The sequence below is a fragment of the Kitasatospora sp. NPDC094015 genome (assembly GCF_040304075.1).
In the GTDB taxonomy this organism is placed as follows: domain Bacteria; phylum Actinomycetota; class Actinomycetes; order Streptomycetales; family Streptomycetaceae; genus Kitasatospora.
In genome coordinates this window covers 253,901-276,815 of the sequence record NZ_JBEOUL010000004.1, presented here as the reverse complement: position 1 = coordinate 276,815, position 22,915 = coordinate 253,901, and the positions used below count along the sequence as shown (strand labels likewise).

At 71.4% G+C, this 22,915-nt stretch carries 17 protein-coding genes and 1 tRNA gene; 11 read left to right on the top strand and 7 right to left on the bottom strand.

The features are described 5' to 3' along the window. The first annotated feature begins 93 nt into the window (after positions 1-93). The 5 genes from ABT014_RS07465 to ABT014_RS07445 all read left to right on the top strand — a co-directional run bounded on the left by ABT014_RS07465 (position 94) and on the right by ABT014_RS07445 (position 7,930). On the top strand, positions 94-1,104 hold the full coding sequence (locus ABT014_RS07465; protein ID WP_350637695.1) for an NADPH:quinone reductase: 1,011 nt from the start codon (positions 94-96) through the stop codon (positions 1,102-1,104). Between the two features lie 5 nt (positions 1,105-1,109). Continuing rightward, complete coding sequence (locus ABT014_RS07460; protein ID WP_350637694.1) at positions 1,110-2,585, top strand: MFS transporter; 1,476 nt, start codon at positions 1,110-1,112, stop codon at positions 2,583-2,585. A gap of 188 nt (positions 2,586-2,773) precedes the next feature. Then, entirely contained in the window at positions 2,774-3,553 is a 780-nt protein-coding gene (locus ABT014_RS07455; protein ID WP_350637693.1) for an alpha/beta fold hydrolase, read from the top strand. A 218-nt stretch (positions 3,554-3,771) separates the two neighbouring features. Beyond that, the gene (gene hrpA, locus ABT014_RS07450; RefSeq protein ID WP_502894882.1) at positions 3,772-7,752 is read left to right on the top strand and encodes an ATP-dependent RNA helicase HrpA; all 3,981 of its coding nucleotides are present in this window, start codon (positions 3,772-3,774) and stop codon (positions 7,750-7,752) included. Between the two features lie 104 nt (positions 7,753-7,856). Further along, positions 7,857-7,930, top strand: a tRNA-Asp gene (locus ABT014_RS07445). Positions 7,931-8,304: 374 nt separating this feature from the next. On the opposite strand, the gene bldC is transcribed toward ABT014_RS07445, so the two are convergent. Both bldC and ABT014_RS07435 read right to left on the bottom strand, forming a co-directional pair. After that, positions 8,305-8,511 carry a developmental transcriptional regulator BldC gene (gene bldC, locus ABT014_RS07440; RefSeq protein WP_014137253.1) on the bottom strand — a complete coding sequence of 69 codons (207 nt, stop codon included), beginning with the start codon at positions 8,509-8,511 and terminating at the stop codon, positions 8,305-8,307. A gap of 535 nt (positions 8,512-9,046) precedes the next feature. Beyond that, positions 9,047-9,967 (bottom strand): DUF8083 family protein, encoded by a 921-nt coding sequence (locus ABT014_RS07435; protein WP_350637691.1) that lies wholly within the window; start codon positions 9,965-9,967, stop codon positions 9,047-9,049. A 163-nt stretch (positions 9,968-10,130) separates the two neighbouring features. Here ABT014_RS07435 and ABT014_RS07430 point away from each other — a divergent pair, with 163 nt between their 5' ends. Next, the gene (locus tag ABT014_RS07430) at positions 10,131-11,291 is read left to right on the top strand and encodes a Glu/Leu/Phe/Val dehydrogenase dimerization domain-containing protein (protein WP_502894880.1); all 1,161 of its coding nucleotides are present in this window, start codon (positions 10,131-10,133) and stop codon (positions 11,289-11,291) included. Positions 11,292-11,656: 365 nt separating this feature from the next. Next, positions 11,657-11,905, top strand: coding sequence for a DUF3073 domain-containing protein (locus ABT014_RS07425; RefSeq protein ID WP_350637690.1), 249 nt, complete (start codon positions 11,657-11,659; stop codon positions 11,903-11,905). A 183-nt stretch (positions 11,906-12,088) separates the two neighbouring features. Here the strand turns inward: ABT014_RS07425 and purM are convergent, their stop codons facing one another. From purM to ABT014_RS07410, 3 genes are all read right to left on the bottom strand, one after another. Then, positions 12,089-13,174: a phosphoribosylformylglycinamidine cyclo-ligase gene (gene purM, locus ABT014_RS07420; protein ID WP_350637689.1), complete on the bottom strand. Its 1,086-nt coding sequence runs from the start codon at positions 13,172-13,174 to the stop codon at positions 12,089-12,091. A gap of 142 nt (positions 13,175-13,316) precedes the next feature. Continuing rightward, positions 13,317-14,894 carry an amidophosphoribosyltransferase gene (purF, locus tag ABT014_RS07415; protein ID WP_350637688.1) on the bottom strand — a complete coding sequence of 526 codons (1,578 nt, stop codon included), beginning with the start codon at positions 14,892-14,894 and terminating at the stop codon, positions 13,317-13,319. A 219-nt stretch (positions 14,895-15,113) separates the two neighbouring features. Beyond that, positions 15,114-15,935, bottom strand: a complete 822-nt coding sequence (locus ABT014_RS07410) for a diacylglycerol kinase family protein (protein ID WP_350637687.1) — start codon at positions 15,933-15,935, stop codon at positions 15,114-15,116. A 126-nt stretch (positions 15,936-16,061) separates the two neighbouring features. Between ABT014_RS07410 and ABT014_RS07405 the strand changes: the two genes are divergently transcribed. Together ABT014_RS07405 and ABT014_RS07400 are read left to right on the top strand one after the other, a co-directional pair. Continuing rightward, positions 16,062-17,345, top strand: coding sequence for an adenylosuccinate synthase (locus tag ABT014_RS07405; protein ID WP_350637686.1), 1,284 nt, complete (start codon positions 16,062-16,064; stop codon positions 17,343-17,345). Positions 17,346-17,491: 146 nt separating this feature from the next. Further along, positions 17,492-18,109, top strand: a complete 618-nt coding sequence (locus ABT014_RS07400) for a GNAT family N-acetyltransferase (protein WP_350637685.1) — start codon at positions 17,492-17,494, stop codon at positions 18,107-18,109. Positions 18,110-18,165: 56 nt separating this feature from the next. Here the strand turns inward: ABT014_RS07400 and ABT014_RS07395 are convergent, their stop codons facing one another. Together ABT014_RS07395 and ABT014_RS07390 are read right to left on the bottom strand one after the other, a co-directional pair. Beyond that, entirely contained in the window at positions 18,166-18,588 is a 423-nt protein-coding gene (locus ABT014_RS07395) for a DUF350 domain-containing protein (protein WP_350637684.1), read from the bottom strand. A 126-nt stretch (positions 18,589-18,714) separates the two neighbouring features. Next, positions 18,715-19,200 (bottom strand): LURP-one-related/scramblase family protein, encoded by a 486-nt coding sequence (locus ABT014_RS07390; RefSeq protein ID WP_350637683.1) that lies wholly within the window; start codon positions 19,198-19,200, stop codon positions 18,715-18,717. 267 nt (positions 19,201-19,467) lie between these two features. On the opposite strand from ABT014_RS07390, the gene ABT014_RS07385 reads away from it, so the two are divergent. Together ABT014_RS07385 and ABT014_RS07380 are read left to right on the top strand one after the other, a co-directional pair. Next, the gene (locus ABT014_RS07385; protein WP_350637682.1) at positions 19,468-21,024 is read left to right on the top strand and encodes a recombinase family protein; all 1,557 of its coding nucleotides are present in this window, start codon (positions 19,468-19,470) and stop codon (positions 21,022-21,024) included. 42 nt (positions 21,025-21,066) lie between these two features. Further along, the gene (locus ABT014_RS07380) at positions 21,067-22,887 is read left to right on the top strand and encodes an NHL domain-containing thioredoxin family protein (RefSeq protein WP_350637681.1); all 1,821 of its coding nucleotides are present in this window, start codon (positions 21,067-21,069) and stop codon (positions 22,885-22,887) included. Positions 22,888-22,915: the final 28 nt, after the last annotated feature.

Genomic DNA, 22,915 nt, shown 5'->3' with positions numbered 1-22,915 from the left:
CGACCGCCGCTGACCTGCTGTTCTCAAACGGAGTTGACGAACGATCCGCTCGGCAGAGGCCGGATCGACGGCCCGCTGCCAGGATCAGGAACCATGCGCGCAGCCTTCATCGAGCAGTTGGGTCCGCCGCAGAACATCCACTACGGCGAGGTGCCGGCCCCGGTCGCTGGCCCGACGGACGTCCTGGTCGACGTCCTGGCGGTCTCGGTCAACCCGGTGGACACCTTCGTGAGATCGGGTGTGTTCCGGACCCCCGTCGACTTCCCCTTCGTGATCGGACGCGACCTGGCCGGCCGGGTCGTCTCGGCCGGACCGGGCGCCCCCGGCTTCCGCCCGGGCGACCTGGTCTGGTGCAACAGCCTCGGCCACGGCGGCCGGCAGGGCGCCGCGGCCGAACAGGCCGTGGTCCCGGCCGACCGGCTCTACCACCTGCCCCCCGGGGTGGACCCGGTCGAGGCGGTCGCCGCGGTGCACCCGGCCGGCACCGCCTACCTCGGCCTGTTCACCCACGGACAGGTCCGGGCCGGCGACACAGTCCTGGTGGCCGGTGCCGGGGGCAACGTCGGAAGTGCCCTCGTCACCCTGGCCATCGAGGCCGGCGCCCGGGTCGTCGCCACCGCGGCGGCCCGGGACGCCGAGTACTGCCGCGCCCTGGGCGCGACCGAGGTGCTCGACTACCGCGACCCCGACCTCCTCGACCGGGTGCGCACCGCCTGCCCGGGCGGCGTCGACGTCCTGCTGGACACCTCCGGCGCCAACGACCTCGCCGGCGCCGTCGAGCTGCTCGCCCCGCGCGGCCGGATCGTGCTGCTCGCCGGCGCCCGCTCCAGACCCGAACTCCCGGTCGGACCCCTCTACATGAAGGACTGCTCGATCAGAGGGTTCGTCATCTCCCATGCCACCAGCGCCGAACTGGCCGAGGCGGCCGCCGCCGTCAACCGCCTGCTGGCCGCCGGCCGGCTGCGCCCCCGGGCGCTGGAGCGGCTTCCGCTCGGCGCCGCCCGCGAGGTCCACCACCGCCTCGAAAAGGGCGAGTTGAACGGCCGCCGGGTCGTCCTGCTCCCCTCCCTCCCCGCCCCCAGCCCGTCCACCACCGAAAGGTAACCGCCATGTCCTCCGCAGCAGCCGACCTGGCCACCGGGAAGCGCCGCACGGGCCTCCTCCTGGCCCTGCTGGCCTTCGCCCAGCTGATCGTCTCGATCGACTACAACATCGTCTACGTCGCCCTGCCCGAGATCGGCAGCGGCCTCGGCTTCTCCTCGCAGACCCTGCAGTGGGTGGTCAGCGCCTACGCCGTCGCGTTCGGCGGGTTCCTGCTCTTCGGCGGCCGCGCCTCCGACCTGTTCGGCCGCCGCCGGATGTTCGTCCTCGGCCTGTCGCTGTACGCCGTCTCCTCGCTGGTCGGCGGCCTGGCCGGCTCGCCCGCGCTGCTGGTCGCCGCCCGCGCGGTCCAGGGCCTCGGCGGCGCCTTCCTGTTCCCGGCCACCCTGGCCCTGGTGGTCACCAGCTTCACCGAGGGCAAGGAGCGCAACCGCGCCCTGTCGGTCTGGGCCGCCGCCGGCGCCAGCGGCATGGTGATCGGCTCGCTGCTCGGCGGCGTGCTGACCGAGGCCTTCGGCTGGGAGGCCGTGTTCTTCGTCAACGTCCCGCTGGCCGGCGGCGCCGCCCTGCTGGCGCTCTCGCTGATCACCCCGGACGGCGCCCGCGAGCAGGGCCGCCGCTTCGACCTGCCGGGCGCGCTGACCGCCACGGTCGGCGCCACCCTGGTCGTGTTCACCCTGGTCCAGGCCCCGGTGTCCGGCTGGACCTCCCCGCTCATCCTCACCAGCGCGGTGGTCGGCCTCGCCCTGGTCGCCGCGTTCGTCGCGATCGAGGCGCGCAGCGCCGACCCGCTGATGCCGCTGCGGCTGTTCCGCAACCCCAACCTCTCCACCGGCGTCGCCACCACCTTCCTGTTCATGGCGACCTTCGGCACCCTGCTGTACTTCCTGACCGTCTACTTCCAGACCGTGCACGGCTACAGCGCGCTGGAGACCGGCAACGCCTTCCTGATCCCGATGGTGGCCGGCTTCCTCGGCTCGATGCTCGGCGGCAAGCTGGCCACCCGGCTCGGCATCCGGCCGACCCTGATCGCCAGCTTCGTGATCGGCGGCATCGGCACCGCGGCGATGGGCCTGGCCATGTCGACCGACGGCTCCTACCTCGCGCTGCTGCCTGGCCTGGTCGTGCTCAGCGTCTGCCAGGGCGTCATCTTCACCACCATGTTCGCGGCCTCCGCCACCGGCGTGCACCCGTACGAGCAGGGCATCGCCTCCGGCATCGTCTCCACCGGCCAGCAGGTCGGCAGCGCGGTCGGCCTGGCCGTCCTGGTCGCCATCGCCAACTCCGGCACCGAGGGCCTGACCGGCGAGGCGCTGCGCTCCGCCACCAACGACGGCCTGCGCACCGCCGTGTTCGTCGCCACCGCCGGCATCGCCCTGCTGGTCCTGGTCGCGCTGAACTTCAAGAAGGCGCCGCAGGGCGGCGACGAGGCCGGGGCCGCCCAGGCCGAGGCCGCCCCGGTCGCCGAGCCCGTCGCCTCCTGACGGCCGCACGTGGGCGACCTGACACTCTCTCGGTCGTCCGCATGCGAGGCACCCCGGCTCCCGGCTTGAATGGAATCCGGACGCCACGCCGCAGCCGTCTGCCCTACACCGAGCAGATCAACCGCAACACCCGGCGGTACCTCCGTCGTCCGTGTTGTCCTCCCGACACCATGAGGAGAGAAACCACCATGCCTACCGTCTCCGCCGGCACCGCCCGGGTCAGCTACCGCACCGAGGGCACCGGCCCCGGTCTGGTCCTCATCCACGGCACCGGCTTCGGCGCCGAGGGCACCTGGGGCCACCTGGTCGAGCACTTCCGCGACAGCCGCACCGTGATCCTGCCGGACTTCTCCGGCTGCGGTGAGACCACGGACGACGGTGGCGAGCTGACCGTCGAGCTGCTCGCCGAGCAGATCATCGCCGTCATCGAGGAGGCCGCCGACGGCCCGGTCGACATCGCGGGCTTCTCGCTCGGCTCGGTGGTCGGCGCGGCCGTCGCGGCGACCCGGCCGGACCTGGTCCGCCGCCTGGTCCTCACCGCCGGCTGGACCCACCCCGGTGACGAGTACCTGCGCAACATGATGTCCGCCTGGCGGGCGATGGCCGGCAACGCCGAGGCCTTCGGCCGGTTCGGCACGCTGACCGCCTTCAGCCCGGCCTTCCTGAACATCCTGGGCAAGGAGACGATCGAGAACATCGTCGCCGGCAACCAGGCCACCGAGGGGGCACTGCGCCACATCGACCTCAACCTGCGGCTCGACATCCGCGAGCTGCTGCCGAAGATCGAGGCCCCGGCGCTGGTGGTCGGCTGCACCCAGGACATCACCGTCCCGGTCGCCCTCACCCGCGACCTGCACGCCCAGCTCCCGGGCAGCAGCTACGCCGAGCTGGACAGCGGCCACGTCGCCGTCCTGGAGAAGGCCGCCGAGCTGGTCAAGCTGATCCAGGACTTCATCCACCAGGACTGACGACCGGCGCCGGGGGCGCCGGGGGCAACCGCCCCCGGGGCCCCCGCCCGCGTTCCCGGGCCCGGCCCGCCCGCGTTCCCGGGCCCGCCGGGCCTGCCCGCCCGCCACCCGGACAACCCGCCAAGGCCGCCTCGCCGCTCCCCCCAGGTGTTCTGTGACACTTGAAGGGTTGAAAAACCGAGGTGCGCCCCGCCCGCGCCTCCCTGCAACCTAGAGGGATGCCCCCCGTGAGTTCTCCCGTAGCCCAGCCCGCCGATGCAGCCACCATCGGAGCGCTGTCCGCCCGGCTGCCCGAGCTGATGCTCCGCGACCAGCAGCGGATCGGCCGGCGGCTGGACGGCGCCCGCCGGGTCCGCAGCCCCGAGGCCCGGCAGAAGATCGCCGGGGAGCTGGCCGAGGACATCGCCCGGGCCGAGCTCCGGGTGGAGCAGCGCCGGGCCGCCGTCCCCGCGATCAGCTATCCCGCGGAACTCCCGGTCTCGCAGAAGAAGGACGACATCCTCGCCGCGATCCGGGACCACCAGGTGGTGATCGTCGCCGGCGAGACCGGCTCCGGCAAGACCACCCAGATCCCCAAGATCTGCCTGGAGCTGGGCCGCGGCGTCAAGGGCCTGATCGGCCACACCCAGCCCCGCCGGATCGCCGCCCGCACGGTCGCCGACCGGGTCGCCGAGGAGCTGGCCACCCCGCTCGGCGAGGCGGTCGGCTGGAAGGTCCGGTTCACCGACCAGGTCGGCCAGGACACCCTGGTCAAGCTGATGACCGACGGCATCCTGCTGGCCGAGATCCAGACCGACCGCGAACTGCGCCAGTACGACACCCTGATCATCGACGAGGCGCACGAGCGCAGCCTCAACATCGACTTCCTGCTCGGCTACCTGAAGCAGCTGCTCCCCCGCCGCCCCGACCTCAAGGTCGTGATCACCTCGGCGACCATCGACCCGGAGCGGTTCGCCGAGCACTTCCACGGCGCCCCGATCGTCGAGGTCTCCGGCCGCACCTACCCGGTGGAGGTCCGCTACCGCCCGCTGGTCGAGGAGGGCGCGGACGGCGCGGACGACGACGAGGTGGACCGCGACCGGGACCGCGACCAGGTGCAGGCGATCTGCGAGGCGGTCGAGGAGCTCCAGGCCGAGGGCCCCGGCGACATCCTGGTCTTCCTCTCCGGCGAGCGGGAGATCCGCGACACCGCGGACGCCCTCACCAAGCTGAAACTCAAGTTCACCGAGATCCTCCCGCTCTACGCCCGGCTCTCCTCCGCCGAGCAGCACCGGGTCTTCCAGCGCTCCTCCAGCCGCCGGGTGGTGCTGGCCACCAACGTCGCCGAGACCTCGCTGACCGTCCCCGGCATCAAGTACGTGATCGACCCGGGCACCGCCCGGATCTCCCGCTACAGCCACCGCACCAAGGTCCAGCGGCTGCCCATCGAGGCGGTCAGCCAGGCCAGCGCCAACCAGCGCAAGGGCCGCTGCGGCCGCACCTCGGACGGCATCTGCATCCGGCTCTACTCGGAGGAGGACTTCCTCTCCCGCCCCGAGTTCACCGACGCCGAGATCCTGCGCACCAACCTGGCCTCGGTGATCCTGCAGATGACCGCGGCCGGCCTCGGCGACATCGCCGCCTTCCCGTTCCTCGACCCGCCGGACTCGCGCAACATCAAGGACGGCGTCAGCCTGCTGCACGAGCTCGGCGCCCTCGACCCGGACGAGAAGGACCACCGCAAGCGGCTCACCCCGCTCGGGCGCAAGCTCGCCCAGCTGCCGGTCGACCCCCGGATGGCCCGGATGGTGCTGGCCGCCGACGATCTCGGCTGCGTCCGCGACGTGATGGTGATCGCCGCCGCGCTCTCCATCCAGGACCCGCGCGAGCGCCCGGCGGAGAAGCGCCAGGCCGCCGACGACCGGCACCGCAGGTTCAGCTCGGAGACCTCCGACTTCCTCTCCTACCTCGCCATGTGGCGCTACGTCAGGGAGCAGCAGCGGGAGCTGTCCTCCTCGGCGTTCCGCCGGTCCTGCAAGGCCGACTTCCTGAACTACCTGCGGATACGCGAGTGGCAGGACGTCTACACCCAGCTGCGCACGGTCGCCAAGCAGCTCGGGGTGACGATCGACGAGCCGCACCCGGACGCGGAGCCGGACGCCGACCGGATCCACCAGGCGCTGCTCTCCGGGCTGCTCTCGCACATCGGCCTGTACGACGTGGAGAAGCGCGAGTACGGCGGCGCCCGCGGTTCGCGGTTCGCGGTCTTCCCGGGCTCCGGCCTGTTCAAGAAGCCGCCGCGCTGGGTGATGTCGGCCGAGCTGGTGGAGACCTCGCGGCTGTGGGCCCGGGTGAACGCCAAGATCGAACCGGAGTGGGTCGAGCCGCTGGCCGGCCACCTGATCAAGCGCAGCTACAGCGAGCCGCACTGGGAGAAGAAGGCCGGCGCCGTGCTGGCCTACGAGAAGGTCACGCTCTACGGCGTACCGATCGTGGCCCAGCGCAAGGTCAACTACGGCCGGATCGACCAGGAGCTCTGCCGCGAGCTGTTCATCCGCAACGCGCTGGTGGAGGGCGACTGGGAGACCCACCACCAGTTCTTCGCGGAGAACCGCACCCTGCTCTCCGAGGTCGAGGAGCTGGAGAACCGGGCCCGCCGCCGCGACATCATGGTGGACGACCAGACCCTGTTCGACTTCTACGACGCCCGGCTGCCGGAGGAGATCGTCTCCACCCGGCACTTCGACTCCTGGTGGAAGAAGGCCCGGCACGACCAGCCGGACCTGCTGAACTTCGAGAAGTCGATGCTGATCAACGAGTCGGCCGGCGGGGTCACCGAGGCCGACTACCCGGACCACTGGCAGCAGGGCAAGCTCCGGTTCCGGCTGACCTACCAGTTCGAACCCGGCAGCGACGCGGACGGCGTCACGGTGCACATCCCGCTCCCGGTGCTCAACCAGGTCACCGCCGAGGGCTTCGACTGGCAGATCCCGGGCCTGCGGGCCGAGCTGGTGACCGCCTACATCCGGGCGCTGCCCAAGGCGGTGCGGCGCAACTTCGTCCCCGCCCCGGACTTCGCGGCGGCCGCGCTCAAGCAGGTGCAGGACCGTCAGGAGCCGCTGCTGCCGACCCTGGAGCGGATCCTGCAGCGGATGTCGGGCATCGTGATCCCGCCGGAGGCCTGGGACGACGAGCGGGTGCCGGACCACCTGAAGGTGACCTTCCGGGTGGTGGACGGCAAGCGGAAGCTGGCCGAGTCCAAGGACCTGGAGGACCTGCGGCTCAAGCTGCGGCCCAAGCTGAGCGAGACGCTCTCCTCGGCCGCCTCCGGCCGGGGCATCGAGCAGCGCGGGCTGACCGCCTGGCCCGAGGGCCTGCCGGCACTCCAGCGGACCTTCGAGCAGCGCTCGCGCGGCCACTCGCTGCGCGCCTACCCGGCGCTGGTGGACGAGGGCGACTCGGTGGCGATCAAGCTCTTCGACACCCCGGAGGACCAGCAGCAGGCGATGTGGACGGGCACCCGGCGGCTGCTGATGCTCCGGATCAACTCCCCGGCCAAGTCGATCCAGGGACGGCTGGGCAACCAGGCCAAGCTCGCCCTCTCGCACAATCCGCACGGCTCGGTGCCCGCCCTGTTCGAGGACGTGGTGGCGGCCGCCACGGACCGGCTGATGGCGCTGAACGGCGGCCCGGCCTGGGACGAGGAGTCGTTCACCAAGCTGTACGACAAGGTGCGCGCCGATCTGTACGAACTGTCGGCCGACACCACGCTGAAGACGGCCACCGCGCTGATCGCCTTCCAGAAGGCCTCGAACCGGTTGAAGTCGGTGAGCAGCCCGGTGCTGCTGACCGCGGTCAACGACGTCCGGCTGCACCTGGCCTCGCTGGTGCACGCCGGCTTCGTCACCGAGACCGGCTGGCAGCGGCTGCCCGACCTGAAGCGCTATCTGATCGCGGTCGACCGCCGCCTGGAGGCGCTGCCCAACCACCCGCAGCGGGACATGCAGCACCTCCAGAAGGTCCAGGAGGTCCAGCGGGCGTACGGGGAGCTGCTGGCCCGGGTGCCGGCCGGCCGGCAGCCCTCGGCGGAGGTCCGGCAGATCCGCTGGATGATCGAGGAGCTGCGGGTGAGCTTCTTCGCGCAGGGTCTGGGCACCCCGGCCCCGGTCTCGGAGAAGCGCATCATGAAGGCGATGGAGGCCGCCGCGGGCACGCTCTGAGCTGCGGCGGGGGCCCCCGGCGGCCGGTTCGACCTGGGGGCCCCACATGCAGTACGATCTGTCTTGTTCGCAGGCGAGAGCAGGCGGGCAAGGATCAGATCTCTGGTCCCGTGGAGCAGTTGGTTAGCTCGCCACCCTGTCAAGGTGGAGGTCGCGGGTTCAAGTCCCGTCGGGATCGCAGTGAGGCAAGGCCCGGAACCGCAAGGTTCCGGGCCTTGCTGTTTTCCTCGGCGCCCTTCCCCGACGCCCCGTCAGCCCGCTTGTACCCCAGCCTAGGTCTAGACCACAAGGTAACGGCCGCGTGACGGTCGTCACGTATCTTTTCCCAGGACTCCACATCATGGACCCCCCTCGGGGCCGGCCTGATTTAATATATAAAATTGTACATGCATTCACGCTAATTCCCCCCACCCCCAGCAGCATCAATAGGAATGCCCGACTCCGGCGCCGGAGCGCGCCGCCCCGAAGGATTCCGGCATGCCGAAGGGGCCGCATCCAGGACCCGGCGGAGTCCAGGGATACAGCCCCTTCGGAAAGACTTCAGCGAGACCCTCAGGCCTCGGTACGCTGCGCCGGAATCCCGGCCAGCAGAGCGCGCACCTCCGCCTCACGGTACCGGCGGTGGCCGCCGAGAGTGCGAATCGACGTGAGCTTGCCTGCCTTGGCCCAGCGGGTGACCGTCTTGGGGTCAACGCGGAACATCGTGGCTACCTCTGCCGGCGTCAGCAGCGGCTCAGCGTCAGGGGTACGAGCGGTCATGAGCGGCCTCCTCGGGAGAACCGAACCAGGGCGGTTCTATCCTTCAAATTCTGCACCTTGGCCCGCGATGCCCGAAATGGCACAGACGGGCCGAGTCGGTTATAGGACGAACGGCTTGTCCTGGTGTCTACAACTACACCATCCGTCCAGCCCCATCGACCAAACCGCCAAAATTGACCCCTCACGGGTTCAAGAGCGACGGAAGGCCATGGACCCTCCCATAGCGGACAGTCACCCCACGGTGACGTCCGGTTACGGCAGGACCAGACCCGCTGTTTCTTCGCAAAGCACACACCAACGGCAGATCCACCCAAAAGTGGACACACTTGAGTGAACTTGGGCTGGTTGTCCCATTTTTGCACATAGGGGTAAGTTCGCGTCAACGGTGAGTAGTGTCACGTTCGCGGGGTATTGACCCGAACCAGGACCATCGTCACCTCCCCAGGGCCGAAGGTCCGTACCTTCCTCACTCCATCCTCACCCGACCCACTGACATCGGGCCAGACCCCGGCGGCGGTCGCGCCGTGAGAAGCGGTCAGCTGGTCTGCCGCAGGGCCAGCACCTGCCGCCAGCGCGCGGTCACCGACTCGTAGGCCCGGGCGGCCGCCTCCCCGTCCCCGGCGCCCAGCGCGCCGAGCCCGGCCTCGATCTCCCCCACCGACCGCTCCTCGGCCAGCCAGTGCGGCCCCAGCAGGTGCACCAGGCCGCCGTAGTCCAGCTCCACCAGCGAGCGCGGGTGGAACTCCTCCAGCCAGCGGCCGACCTGCTCCACCCCCTTCACCAGCCCCCGGCTGCGGCCCTCCCCCGACGGGCTCCGCCGGCGCAGCGCCCGGTACCCCCGCGCCACCCGGCGGCGGGCCTGCACCATCGAGGTCAGGTAGAACAGCGCGGCCGGCTCGGCCGGCCCCTGCGCGCCCCGGTCGGGCACCGCCGGCACGTACCGGCGGTCCTCCTCGCCGAACAGCGGGAACCAGCGCAGCGGCACCTCCCAGCGGCTGGTCAGGATCCACGGCCGGTCGTCGGGGTGGGCCAGGCGCCAGCGTTCCCGGTCGGCCACCGCGGCGGCCCGCACGGCCGGCGGCAGCACCGTGTCCAGCAGCGCCACCGGCAGCCCCGCCGAGAGTTCGTCCAGCGCCTGCCAGCTGCGCAGCCGGGTGGTCCACGGGCAGATGTAGGTGACGCCGTCCACCAGCCGCACGAAGGCCCGGTCGTCCTCGTGCTCGGGCAGCGGCCGCGGGGTGCGGGCGGCCAGCTCGGCCAGCGCCGCCCGCTGCTCGGCCAGCGCCGCCGCGGTCACCGGCCGGTCCGGCCCCGCCGCGTCCGGCCCGTGCGCGGCCGCCCAGGCCTGCCAGCGGGTCCGCTCCGGTTCCGGGTAGGCGGCGAGCGGCTCGTACACCCGCAGATGGGCGGCGTACGGCGGGAGCACCGAGGTTCGCACAGCGGTCACAGAGGGCATCGTCGCACGTGGCCGGGGCCGCCGGGGAGGGTGCCGCGAAGGCCCTGTGCTCGTTATGTCTCAGGGACCGTCAGGGGGCAGATCCGGGCCCGTCCCCGGGGCTAGGCTTCGACACAGACGCCCGCACCACCGCCGCGGGCCCGCAAATACTGGAGTCACCACAGTGACCGACGTACACACCGCATCCGCCACGCACCCCGCACCCGGCGTGCTCGGCAGGATCTTCGGTACCGCCCAGGACGGCACCCCCGGCGACGGGCACGAGCAGGTCGTCCTCTGCCACGACCGCACCTCCGGCCTGAAGGCGATCATCGCCATCCACTCCACCGCACTGGGCCCCGCGCTCGGCGGCACCCGCTTCCACCGGTACGCCACCGAGGAGGAGGCGCTGGAGGACGCGCTGCGGCTGTCCCGCGGCATGAGCTACAAGAACGCGCTGGCCGGCCTCGACCTCGGCGGTGGCAAGGCCGTCATCATCGGCGACCCGGGCGAGGTGAAGACCGAGGCGCTGCTGCGCGCCTACGGCCGCTTCGTGCAGTCCCTGCGCGGCCGCTACATCACCGCCTGCGACGTGGGCACCTACGTCCAGGACATGGACGTGGTCGCCCGCGAGACCGAGTTCGTCACCGGCCGCTCGCCGGAGAACGGCGGCGCCGGCGACTCCTCGATCCTGACCGCCTTCGGCGTCTTCCAGGGCATGCGCGCCTCCGCCCAGGCCCGCTGGGGCCAGCCCACCCTGCGCGGCAAGCGGGTCGGCGTGGCCGGCGTCGGCAAGGTCGGCCACTACCTGGTCGGCCACCTGGTGGCGGACGGCGCCCAGGTGGTCGTCACGGACGTCTCCGAGGCCGCCGTGAACCGCGTGCGGGCCGCCCACCCGGAGGTCGAGGTGGTGGCCGACACCGCCGCCCTGATCCAGGCGGAGCTGGACGTCTACGCCCCCTGCGCCCTCGGCGGCGCGCTGGACGACCTCACCGTGGCCGCGCTGGGTGCCCGGGGCACCGCCGTGGTCTGCGGCGCGGCCAACAACCAGCTGGCCCACACCGGCGTGGAGAAGGACCTGGCCGACCGCGGCATCCTCTACGCGCCGGACTACCTGGTGAACTCCGGCGGCGTGATCCAGGTCGCCGACGAGATCGACGGCTTCAACTTCGAGCGCGCCAAGAACAAGGCCACCAAGATCTTCGACACCACGCTGGAGATCTTCACCCGGGCCGCGGCGGACGGCGTCCCGCCGGCGGTCGCCGCCGACCGGCTCGCCGAGAAGCGGATGCGGGAGATCAGCGCGCTGCGCTCGGTCCTGCTGCCGGGTGCACGCAGGTCCTGACCGTGAGTGAGGGGGGCGGATCGGATCCGCCCCCCTCGCATCACAATGTGGAACCGGATTCTCAGTTCGTAGCCCGATCGGGGGATCCTCACGGCCCCGACAGGGGATAATCTCTGCGGGTACGACGGGTCCGGCCAAGCTCCGGGCAGCCTGCGAAAGCCCGAAAACCCTCCTGTGACCTGGATGGACCTGGTCTCGGGGGGCGACGGTGCGCGCCACGTCACACGCGCGACGTACCGTACGGCGGCGGAAACAGGTACCGTTAATGCTCCAAGGGACGGCTTTCCCACTTCGGGCAGGCCGGCCTGATGATCCACACGTGTCAGACTCGGGGCCGTGAGCCCCATCGTTGAGGGGGTCGACCCATGGGGCGCGGCCGGGCCAAGGCCAAGCAGACGAAGGTCGCCCGCGAGCTGAAGTACAACAGCGGCGGGTTCGACGCCAACCGTCTGTCCAGCGAGCTGGGCGTATCGCCCTCTACCGCTTCGATCGAGCCTGAGCCGATCGAGGACGAGGACGAGGACGATCCCTACGCGGCGTACGCGGACTACTACGCCGACGATGAGGACGACGACGCGGAGGCCGACAGCGGCCCGTCCCGCCGCCGGGCGTAACAGCTTGCACCGGACCGGTCCGGGCGCTCACGGGCGCCGGGCCGGTCTTCGGCGTACCCGCGTGCGGCGGTGGTCCGGCGTAGCTCCGCCCGGCCCCGTCCGAGCTCGCCCGGGCCCGCTACGACGGCCGAGGGGCCCCGGCGGTGTGCCGGGACCCCTCGTCCGTCGGTGCCGCTACCGGCTTCAGCCGAGCTCGAAGCCGTCGTAGGCGTTGTACAGCGCCGCGCCGCCGTCGTGCTCCGCCGTGCGGTCCACGATGTCGCCGAGCAGCCAGGCCTCGACGCCGCGGTCCTCCAGGATCGCCAGCACCACGTCGACCGACTCCGGCGGGACCACGGCGACCATGCCGACGCCCATGTTCAGGGTCTTCTCGATCTCCAGCGCGGCCATCCGGCCCACCTGGGCGACGGTCTGGAAGACCGGCAGCGGGGACCAGGTGCCGCGGTCCAGCCGGGCGTGCAGGCCGTCCGGGATGACCCGGGCCAGGTTGGCCGCCAGGCCGCCGCCGGTGACGTGCGAGAAGGCGTGGATCTCGGTGGCCCGGGTGAGCGCCAGGCAGTCCAGCGAGTAGATCCGGGTGGGCTCCAGCAGCTCCTCGCCGAGGGTGCGGCCGAACTCCTCGACCTCGCGGTCGAGCTTCCAGCCGGCCTGGTTCAGCAGCACGTGGCGGACCAGCGAGTAGCCGTTGGAGTGCAGGCCGGAGGCGGCCATCGCGATCACCACGTCACCGGCCCGGACCCGCTCGGCGCCCAGCAGCGCGTCCGCCTCGACCACACCGGTGCCGGCGCCGGCCACGTCGTAGTCGTCCGGGCCGAGCAGGCCGGGGTGCTCGGCGGTCTCGCCGCCGATCAGCGCGCAGCCGGCCAGCGTGCAGCCCTCCGCGATGCCCTTGACGATCGCCGCGACCCGCTCCGGGTGGACCTTGCCGACGCAGATGTAGTCGGTCATGAAGAGCGGCTCGGCGCCGCAGACCACCAGGTCGTCGACGACCATGCCGACCAGGTCGTGGCCGATGGTGTCGTGCTTGTCCATGGCCTGCGCGATGGCCACCTTGGTGCCGACGCCGTCGGTGGCGGAGGCCAGCAGCGGGCGCTCGTAGCGCTTGAAGGCGGAGGCGTCGAACAGCCCGGCGAAACCGCCCAGGCCGCCGACCACCTCGGGGCGGTTGGTCTTGCGCACCCACTGCTTCATGAGCTCGACGGCGCGGTCGCCCGCCTCGATGTCGACGCCTGCGGCGGCGTAGGTGGCGCCGGTCTGGTTGCTGGTCACTGCGGTGGCCCTTCCGGGTCAAGGGGTGGAAACAGGGGTCGGTCAACCACGAGGGGCGCGAGGTGCGGCGCGACCGGGGCACGGGGGTCCGTGCCCGTCCGGTCGCGCAGCCCCCCGCGCCCCTGCGGTGGTCTCCCGTCGGCTACGGACGCCGCAGCGCGTCGGCCGCGCCGTGTCCGCCGAGCAGGGTCTGGACGCCGTCCAGGTCGCTGGTGGGCTTGCCGCGGACGGCCGGCCGCTGCTGGCTGCCGGCGATCTCCGCCTCCAGCAGCAGCTTGCCGAGCAGCGCCGGGTCCGGCAGCTCCATCGGGTACACGCCGTCGAAGCAGGCCCGGCAGAGGTTGTCCTTGGGCTGCGCGGTGGCCTCGATCATGCCTTCGAGCGAGATGTACGAGAGCGAGTCCGCGCCCAGCGTGCGGCCGATCTCCTCGACGGTCATGCCGTTGGCGATCAGCTCCGCGCGGGTGGCGAAGTCGATGCCGAAGAAGCACGGCCACTTGACCGGCGGCGAGGAGATCCGGATGTGCACCTCGGCGGCGCCCGCCTCGCGGAGCATCCGCACCAGCGCGCGCTGGGTGTTGCCGCGGACGATCGAGTCGTCCACGACCACCAGCCGCTTGCCGGCGATGACCTCCTTGAGCGGGTTGAGCTTGAGCCGGATGCCGAGCTGCCGGATGGTCTGGCTGGGCTGGATGAAGGTCCGCCCGACGTAGGCGTTCTTCACCAGGCCGGAGCCGTACGGGATGCCGCTGGCCTCGGCGTACCCGATCGCGGCGGGGGTGCCGGACTCGGGCGTCGCTATCACCAGGTCGGCCTCGACCGGGGCCTCGGCGGCCAGCCGACGGCCCATCTCCACCCGGGAGAGGTGCACGTTGCGGCCGGCGATCGAGGTGTCCGGGCGGGCCAGGTACACGTACTCGAAGACGCAGCCCTTGGGCTTGGCCTCGGCGAAGCGGGAGGTCCGCATGCCGTTCTCGTCGATGGCGATCAGCTCGCCGGGCTCCACCTCGCGGATGAAGGAGGCGCCGCAGATGTCGAGCGCCGCCGTCTCGGAGGCGACCACCCAGCCGCGCTCCAGGCGGCCGAGCACCAGCGGGCGGATGCCCTGCGGGTCGCGGGCCGCGTAGAGGGTGTGCTCGTCCATGAAGACCAGCGAGAAGGCGCCCTTGACCTTGGGCAGCACCTGCTTGGCGGTGTCCTCGATGGACAGCTCCGGGTACCCGGCGAGCAGGGCCGTCACCAGGTCGGTGTCGTTGGTCGCCGCCGTCCGGCCGGAGCGCGAGACGTGCTCCTCACCGGGGAGCTCGGCGACCATCGCCGCCAGTTCGGCGGTGTTCACCAGGTTTCCGTTGTGCCCGAGGGCGAGCGAACCGTGGACGGTCGCACGGAAGGTCGGCTGGGCGTTCTCCCAGACCGAGGACCCGGTGGTCGAGTAGCGGGCATGTCCGACGGCGATATGCCCGTGCAGGGATCCCAGCGAGGCCTCGTCGAAGACCTGGGAGACGAGCCCCATGTCCTTGAAGACCAGAATCTGGGAGCCGTTGCTCACTGCGATGCCCGCGGATTCCTGTCCGCGGTGCTGCAGGGCATAGAGGCCGAAGTACGTGAGCTTCGCGACCTCCTCGCCGGGGGCCCAGACCCCGAAGACGCCGCAAGCGTCCTGAGGTCCTTTCTCGCCGGGAAGAAGATCGTGATTGAGTCGTCCGTCACCACGTGGCACGCCTTCGAGTCTAGGGCAGTTCCGCACGCCTTCCCGAACAGGGGAGCCCCCGGATATTGGCCGATCGAATGGCGACGCGCGTAGACAAAACCCCTTACACACCGGCGCATTTCTCGGCCGACTATTCGGTGAAGTGGCGCATGCCCTTGTCGCACGCGCCCGGCGCGCGATTCGGAGGGTTCCGCGCGCCGCCCGCCGCACCCCCGGACGTGATGCTGCTCACCCGGCGGGCAGCAGCAGTTCCCACGCCCCCGCGTGCATCGTCCAGGTGCGCGCCCGGACCGGCCCGATCCGCGCGCCGTCCGCCTCGTAGCCGAAGTGCCGGCCCGCGACGCTGAGGCTGGCCACCCGGTGCCGCTGCGGCGCCCCGCCGAGCCGCAGGGTCAGCTCCAGGACGCCGTCCACCGGCACCACCCGGACCAGCCGGACCGGCTGGTGCAGATCGACCAGCAGCCGGCCGTCCGCCTCGATCCGCAGCTCCGCCGCCGAAACCTTCGCCTGCTCGGCCGCAGCGAATTTCGCCCATAGCGAACGCAAGCCCGCCGAACGGCTCAGTCCGTCCCCCGGCCGCGGGGGTCCGATCCGGACCTCTGCGAGCACCACCCCGCCGCCGTCGTCCACCAGCAGGTCCAGCTTGCGCGGGCTGCCGCCGAGCACCGCGCGGGCCGCGGCGACCGGCTCCGCCGGCACCCCCAGCGCCCGCACCGCCCCGGTGGCGGCGGCCCGCCCGACCGGCACCACGCCGACCGGGTCCGCACCCAACTCGCGCTGCCGGTGCAGGGCCTGCAGCACCCGCTGGAGCGCCTGGTCCGATCCGATCACCACCGGTCGGCGGCGGCCGCGGTGCGAGAGCACCCGGTCGAGTTCGGACGGGCTCTGCGGCAGCACCACCTTGACGTCCGCGCCCCCGCACAGCACGTCCTTGGCGATCCGCACCGACTCCCCGTCGGTCTGCTTCGCCGCCGGGTCGAGGACCACCAGGAGCGGCCCGGGCCCGCCGTGGTCCGCCGGGCGGGATGCGGGCGTGGACAGGGACGACACGACCGGTCCTTCCTCAGGTAATCTCTCGGTGCAAGAGCCCCTTGCGCTATTGCGCCAGGGGCTTCGTCTATCTCGGGTCAGACTGCGGCCTACGCAGGATGCCCCAACCGGAAGGGGTGTACGCCTGTGCCGGCACTCGTGCTCGTTGGCGCCCAGTGGGGGGACGAGGGCAAGGGGAAGGCGACCGACCTCCTCGGTGGCTCCGTCGACTACGTCGTCCGCTACCAGGGCGGCAACAACGCCGGCCACACGGTGGTCATCGGCGACCAGAAGTATGCACTGCACCTGCTGCCTTCCGGCATCCTCAGCTCCAACGTGGTCCCGGTCATCGGCAACGGCGTGGTCATCGACCCGGGCGTGCTGCTCTCCGAGCTCAGCGGCCTGAACGAGCGCGGCATCGACACCTCGAAGCTGCTGATCTCGGGCAACGCCCACCTGATCACCCCGTACCACCGCACCCTGGACAAGGTCACCGAGCGCTTCCTCGGCAAGCGCCGGATCGGCACCACCGGCCGCGGCATCGGTCCGGCCTACGCGGACAAGATCAACCGCGTCGGCATCCGGGTGCAGGACCTCTTCGACGAGTCGATCCTGCGCCAGAAGGTCGAAGCGGCGCTGCACGACAAGAACCAGCTGCTGGTCAAGCTGTTCAACCGCCGCGCCATCCCGGCCGAGCTGGTGGTCGAGGAGTACCTCGGCTACGCCGACAGCATCCGCCCATTCCTCGCCGACACCACGCTGGTGCTGGACGAGGCACTCAAGGCCGACAAGGTCGTCCTGCTGGAGGGCGGCCAGGGCACCCTGCTCGACGTCGACCACGGCACGTACCCGTTCGTCACCTCGTCGAACCCGACCGCCGGCGGTGCCTGCACCGGCGCCGGCATCGGCCCGACCAAGATCGACCGGGTCATCGGCATCCTCAAGGCGTACACCACCCGCGTCGGCTCGGGCCCGTTCCCGACCGAGCTGCTGGACGAGGACGGCGACGCGCTGCGCCGGATCGGCGGCGAGCGCGGTGTCACCACCGGTCGCGACCGCCGCTGCGGCTGGTTCGACGCGGTGATCGCGCGCTACGCGACCCGGGTCAACGGCCTGACGGACTTCTTCCTCACCAAGCTGGACGTGCTGACCGGCTGGGAGCAGATCCCGGTCTGCGTCGCGTACGAGATCGACGGCCGCCGGGTCGAGGAGCTCCCGTACAACCAGTCCGACTTCCACCACGCCAAGCCGATCTACGAGACGCTGCCGGGCTGGACCGAGGACATCAGCAAGGCGCAGACCTTCGCCGACCTGCCGAAGAACGCGCAGGCCTACGTGAAGGCGCTGGAGGAGATGTCGGGCGCCCCGATCTCCGCGATCGGTGTCGGCCCCGGCCGCACCGAGACGATCCAGATCAACTCCTTCATCTGACGGTCCGCCGCAGGACGGCGACCGCTCGGACCCGGAAGGCCCCGCACCCACGGCCCACGGTGCGGGGCCTTCTCCTTGGCTTCGCTCTTTTGCACTAATGCAAACCTCTGTTGCCTCTAGCACAGAACGGGACTACCTTCTGGGGCATGACCGCGCGCCTGCCCTCCCCCGTCACGCTCACCGGCACCCACGTCCGGCTGGAGCCGCTCACCGACGACCACACCGCCGACCTGTTCGAGGCGGCCGGCGGCGACGAGGAGGTGTGGCGCTGGATCCCGGTGCCGCTCCCGCGCACCGAACAGGAACTGCGCGAGGTGAACGCCGCCCGGATCGCCGACCCGCGCTGCCTGCCGTTCGCGGTGATCCACCTCGCCACCGGCCGGGCCGTCGGGGTGACCTGCTACTTCGACTTCAGCGCCGAGGACGAGCTGCTGGAGATCGGCGGCACCTGGTACGGCCGCCCGGTCTGGCGCAGCGAGGTCAACACCGAGTCGAAGCTGCTGCTCCTCGAGCACGCCTTCGGGGATCTCGGGATGGGCCGGGTCTGCTGGAAGACCGACCACCGCAACGAGCGGTCGCAGAACGCGATCCGGCGGCTGGGGGCCAGCTACGAGGGCACCTTCCGGCGGGCCAAGCGGCGGCCGGACGGGAGCTGGCGGGACACCGTGTGGTTCTCGATGCTGAAGGACGAGTGGCCCGCCGCGAAGGCCCGGCTGAGCGGGCGGCTGGCGGCGGGCCGGGGAACGGCGGGGCTGTCGGGCTGAGCGGGGCGGGGGTCCGGCCGTGGCCGGTGCTGCTCGCTGCCTGCTGCCTGCTGGGGTCAGGCGATCGAGGCCGAGACGATCGCGGCGACCGAGATGTTGCAGGCGGCGGTGACCCAGACCGCGGGGTGCGGCTCGGGGTCGACCAGGATCGCGCCGAGCTTGCCCGGGGTGAGCAGGTCGACCACCCAGAAGGCGACGGCCATCAGCACCAGGCCGAGTAGGCCGAACAGCGCGGTGGAGGCCAGGCCCTTCCCGAACTCCTCGTAGGTGTAGAGGATCGCGGTGAAGACGATGCCGCCGATCCCGAGCAGCGCGGAGCTGAGCACCAGGGCGGCGTTGCGGTTGCGCTCCTGCCAGATCTGGTGGCCGAGCTTGCCCGGGGTCAGCAGGTCGACCAGGCCGACACCGAGCAGCAGCAGAGCGATGCCGACCGCGCCGAAGACGGCGGCGTGCCCGAGGCCGTCGAGAATGTCGTTCATGCTGGGTCCCCCCACGAGTCAAGGATGGCAAAACATATCCCATGACCGCGGGGCGCACAGCTGGTCCCGCAGGGCCCGGATCAGGCGGCGCACCGCCGGATCCGGGCCCGGTTTCGCGACGCTGCGTCAGTCGTTGTGCGACACCAGCTGGTCGACGCAGACCGCGACGGCGAGCACCAGCCCGGCCTCGACGCCGTCGGCGACCTTGACCCCGTAGGCGTCACGGATGGTGAACCACTTGCGGGAGACCTCGGCGATCTCGTGGCCGTCCTGCTCGACGGTGAAGTTCTTGTCGATCAGGTCGCCGTGGATCTCCCACTCGCGGCCGTCCTCGAACTCGACGTGGTACTTGTCGCGGAAGGGCGTGAACAGCTTCTTGCGGACGGTCGCGACCACGTCCCCCTCGGCGTTCTCGATCTTCATCGCGTCCCGGACCGTGAGCACCTTCTCCTTGATCACGGCCACCACCTGCCCGGCGGCGTCCTTGAGCTCGAAGGTGTCGCGCAGCCGCAGCACCTTGCCGTCGACCAGGAACGCCTTCTCCCCGTCCTCGCTCTCGATCCAGTAGTCGTCGCCCACCGCGAACAGCCGTTCCCTGACCACGTACTTCATCTCGCAACCCACCTCACATCGCCGACACCGCACACCTGGGCCGCCCGCACCGCCGACGACCGCCGCCAGCGTAGACCCGCCCCCGCCACGCCATCCCCCAGGCACCGCTGCCGACCGCCCGGAATGCGCGCTCCGCCGGCCGACCGGCCGGAGCGGCCGGCTCAACACCGGCAGCAGGGATCCGATGCTGGCGGACTTTTCCGGCTAATTGCCCTCCTGAACCCCGGGAAGTCCTGGACAATTCAGGGAACTCTGGAAGGGGCGTCCGTGCACCAGACCTTGTGCGACCTGTACCTTCGGCTGTCCTTGGACCGGGACGGCAAGACGGCGATCGAACGGCAGGAAGCCGACTGCCGCGCATGGGCCGAACGCCATGGGCTGACCGTCCGCAAGGTCCACATCGACCGGGGGCGCTCCGGTTTCAAGGACGTCGAGCGCAAGGGGTTCGACTCCGCCATTGCCGCCGTCACGGCGGACGTCGTCGGGACGCTGATCGTGTGGAAGCTGGACCGGCTGTCGCGAAAGGGCATCGGGGAGGTCGGCAAGGTCCTGGACGACATCGAGAAGGCGGGCGGCCGTCTGGTGTCCGTCGTCGACGGTCTCGACACCTCGAACGACTCGGCCCGCAAGGTCGTCGCCATGCTCGCCGAGTTCGCCCGCTCCGAGTCGAGGAACCTGGGTGCCCGTGTGGCCCACGCGAAGCGGCACCTGCGCCGACAGGGCCGGTGGATCGGCGGGCAGCCTCCGTACGGACTGTTGGTCGACCCCGCGACCAAGCGGCTGGTGCACGACCCCGAGACGGCCGTCCACGCCCGCCTCATCGCGGACGACGCGCTGGCCGGCAGGTCTCTCGTACAGATCGCGCGACTGCTCAACGAGTACGAAATCCCCTCCGCACGAGGCGGCCGGTGGAATGCCGCCAGCATCATGAACCTGGTCAAATCGCCTGCCTTCGCCGGTCTCGTGCCCGAGACGGAAACCATCGAAGCCGAGGACGGCAGCCGCAGGTTCACCGGCCGGGTGTTCCCCTACCGGGATCCCGAGACGCTGGACACCGTGAGCATCGGCGACGGGATCATCACGGTCGGCGAGCGCGAGCTGATCATCCGGCAGCTCGAATCCAGGACCCGCGTCCACGCGGGCAGGCGGATGCCGAAGCCGAACGGCACGGCACTGCTCACCAGCCTGGTGTACTGCGATGTACCGGGGTGCGGTCGCCGGATGCACAAGGTCGGCAACAGCTACCAGTGCATGGCCCGCCGAGCAGGCCACCCGTGCCCCGGTGCCAACGCGATGGCCGACCGGGTGGACGACTACGTGTCCGAGCGCTTTCTCTCCCTGCTCCCCACCCTGGACCTGGACGATCCCCTGTCGGTGGCCATCGCCGACCGATGGGTGAAGCGGACAGACCCCGAGACCTTCGCGAAACGGGACGCCATCACCGACGAAATCGGCGTCCAGGAAACGCGGTTGGCCGACCTGGAGGAGGCCCGGTACGTCCGGGGCGAGTTCGCCCGCCCCGACGCGCTCGAACGCTACGAACGCCTCGCCACCCGGATCCGGAGCCGCATCGACGGCCTGCGCACCGATCTCGCCGGCATCCCACTCCCCGTCACCGACATCACGCCGCTGTTGGACAGCGACATGCTGTGCTCGACCTGGGAGGCCTCGACGCTCGACCAGAAGCGGGACCGCCTGGCCTTGGCCCTGGACGGCGTGTTCATCAGCAAGGGCGAACGCGGCAGGCGCTTCGTCCCGGAGCAGCGAGTCCGCATCGAATGGGCGGGATCGGGGAGCGGCGGAACATCAGGCCCGGTCCTTTGACGTGCCGGAATCTGCCGTCGCCCGGTGCTGTTGGATAGGACCATGGCTTCTCGTGCACGTGTCCGCGCCCCAGAGCTGGTCGGCGCCGGTGGATGGCTCAACACAGGCGGCAAGGAACTCAAGCTTGCCGACCTGCGAGGTAAGTGTGTCGTACTGGACTTCTGGACGTTCTGCTGCATCAACTGCCTCCACGTCCTGGACGAGCTCCGGGAGCTGGAGGAGAAGCACCGCGACACCGTGGTGATCGTCGGGGTGCACTCGCCGAAGTTCGTCCACGAGGCGGACCACCAGGCCGTGGTGGACGCCGTCGCCCGGTACGAGGTGCACCACCCAGTGCTGGACGATCCGGAGCTGGTGACCTGGAAGCAGTACGCGGTGCGGGCCTGGCCGACGCTGGTGGTGGTGGACCCGGAGGGGTACGTGGTCGCGCAGCATGCCGGCGAGGGCCACGCGCACGCGATCGCCCGGCTGGTCGCGGAGCTGGAGGAGGAGCACGCGGCCAAGGGCACCCTGCGACGCGGCGACTCCCCGTACGTGCCGACCGAGCCGGACGCCGGTGACCTGCGGTTCCCGGGCAAGGCCGTGCGGCTGCCCGACGGCCACTACCTGGTCGCCGACTCCGGCCACCACTCGCTGGTCGAGCTGGCCGAGGACGGCGAGCGCGTGGTGCGCCGGATCGGCGACGGCGAGCGCGGGCTGGTGGACGGCGCCGCGCCGCGGTTCAGCGAGCCGCAGGGCCTGGCGCTGGTCCCGGCCGGGCTGGACCTCGGCTACGACGTGGTGGTGGCCGACACGGTGAACCACGCGCTGCGCGGCGTCCGGCTGTCCGACGGCACGGTGACCACGCTGGCCGGCACCGGCAAGCAGTGGTGGCAGGGTTCGGCGACCGAGGGTCCGGCCCGCGAGGTGGACCTCTCCTCGCCGTGGGACGTGGCGTTCTTCGACGGCCGGGTGTGGATCGCGATGGCCGGCGTGCACCAGCTCTGGGCGTTCGACCCGGCCGCCGGCACGGTCGGCGTGACGGCCGGCACCACCAACGAGGGCCTGGTGGACGGGCCCGCCGACGAGGCGTGGTTCGCGCAGCCGTCCGGCCTGGCGGTGTCCGCGGACGGCGAGCGGCTCTGGGTGGCGGACGCCGAGACCTCGGCCGTGCGCTGGGTTTCACGTGAAACGCTCACCGTGCACACCGCGGTCGGCACCGGCCTGTTCGACTTCGGCCACCGGGACGGCGCCGCCGAGCAGGCGCTGCTCCAGCACCCGCTGGGCGTCACCGTGCTGCCGGACGGCTCGGTGGCGATCGGCGACACCTACAACCACGCGCTGCGCCGCTTCGACCCGGCCACCGGCGAGGTGAGCACGCTGGCGACCGACCTGCGGGAGCCGTCCGGCGCGGTGGTGGTGGACGGCGACATCGTGGTGGTGCAGTCCGCCCGGCACCGGCTGACCAGGCTGCGGCTGCCCGAGGAGGCGGTGCGGGTCGAGTCGGTGGCGCACCGCACCCGGCGGGCCGCCACCGAGGTCGCCCCGGGCCGGCTGCTGCTGGACGTGGTGTTCTCAGCCCCGACCGGGCAGAAGCTGGACGAGCGCTACGGCCCGTCCACCCGGCTGCTGGTCAGCGCCACCCCGCCGGAGCTGCTGGTCTCCGGCGCGGGCGCGGACAGCGCGCTCTCGCGCGAGCTGGTGCTCTCCGCCGAGGTCCCCGAGGGCGTGCTGCACGTGTCGGCGATGGCCGCCTCCTGCGACGACGACCCGGCGATCGAGTACCCGGCCTGCCACGTGCACCAGCAGGACTGGGGGGTGCCGGTGACGCTGGTCGAGGGCGGCGCCGACCGGCTTCCGCTGGTGCTGGCGGGCATGGAGTGATCCCGGCGCCGGGCCCGCAGTGACGCCA

What these genes read in the sequence shown, in the direction of transcription:
- ABT014_RS07465 (WP_350637695.1), top strand. Translation starts at nt 94, where the DNA reads ATGCGCGCAGCCTTCATCGAGCAGTTGGGTCCGCCGCAGAACATCCAC.
- ABT014_RS07460 (WP_350637694.1), top strand. Translation starts at nt 1,110, where the DNA reads ATGTCCTCCGCAGCAGCCGACCTGGCCACCGGGAAGCGCCGCACGGGC.
- ABT014_RS07455 (WP_350637693.1), top strand. Translation starts at nt 2,774, where the DNA reads ATGCCTACCGTCTCCGCCGGCACCGCCCGGGTCAGCTACCGCACCGAG.
- hrpA (WP_502894882.1), top strand. Translation starts at nt 3,772, where the DNA reads ATGCCCCCCGTGAGTTCTCCCGTAGCCCAGCCCGCCGATGCAGCCACC.
- bldC (WP_014137253.1), bottom strand. Translation starts at nt 8,511, where the DNA reads ATGACCGCTCGTACCCCTGACGCTGAGCCGCTGCTGACGCCGGCAGAG.
- ABT014_RS07435 (WP_350637691.1), bottom strand. Translation starts at nt 9,967, where the DNA reads ATGCCCTCTGTGACCGCTGTGCGAACCTCGGTGCTCCCGCCGTACGCC.
- ABT014_RS07425 (WP_350637690.1), top strand. Translation starts at nt 11,657, where the DNA reads ATGGGGCGCGGCCGGGCCAAGGCCAAGCAGACGAAGGTCGCCCGCGAG.
- ABT014_RS07400 (WP_350637685.1), top strand. Translation starts at nt 17,492, where the DNA reads ATGACCGCGCGCCTGCCCTCCCCCGTCACGCTCACCGGCACCCACGTC.
- ABT014_RS07395 (WP_350637684.1), bottom strand. Translation starts at nt 18,588, where the DNA reads ATGAACGACATTCTCGACGGCCTCGGGCACGCCGCCGTCTTCGGCGCG.
- ABT014_RS07390 (WP_350637683.1), bottom strand. Translation starts at nt 19,200, where the DNA reads ATGAAGTACGTGGTCAGGGAACGGCTGTTCGCGGTGGGCGACGACTAC.
- ABT014_RS07380 (WP_350637681.1), top strand. Translation starts at nt 21,067, where the DNA reads ATGGCTTCTCGTGCACGTGTCCGCGCCCCAGAGCTGGTCGGCGCCGGT.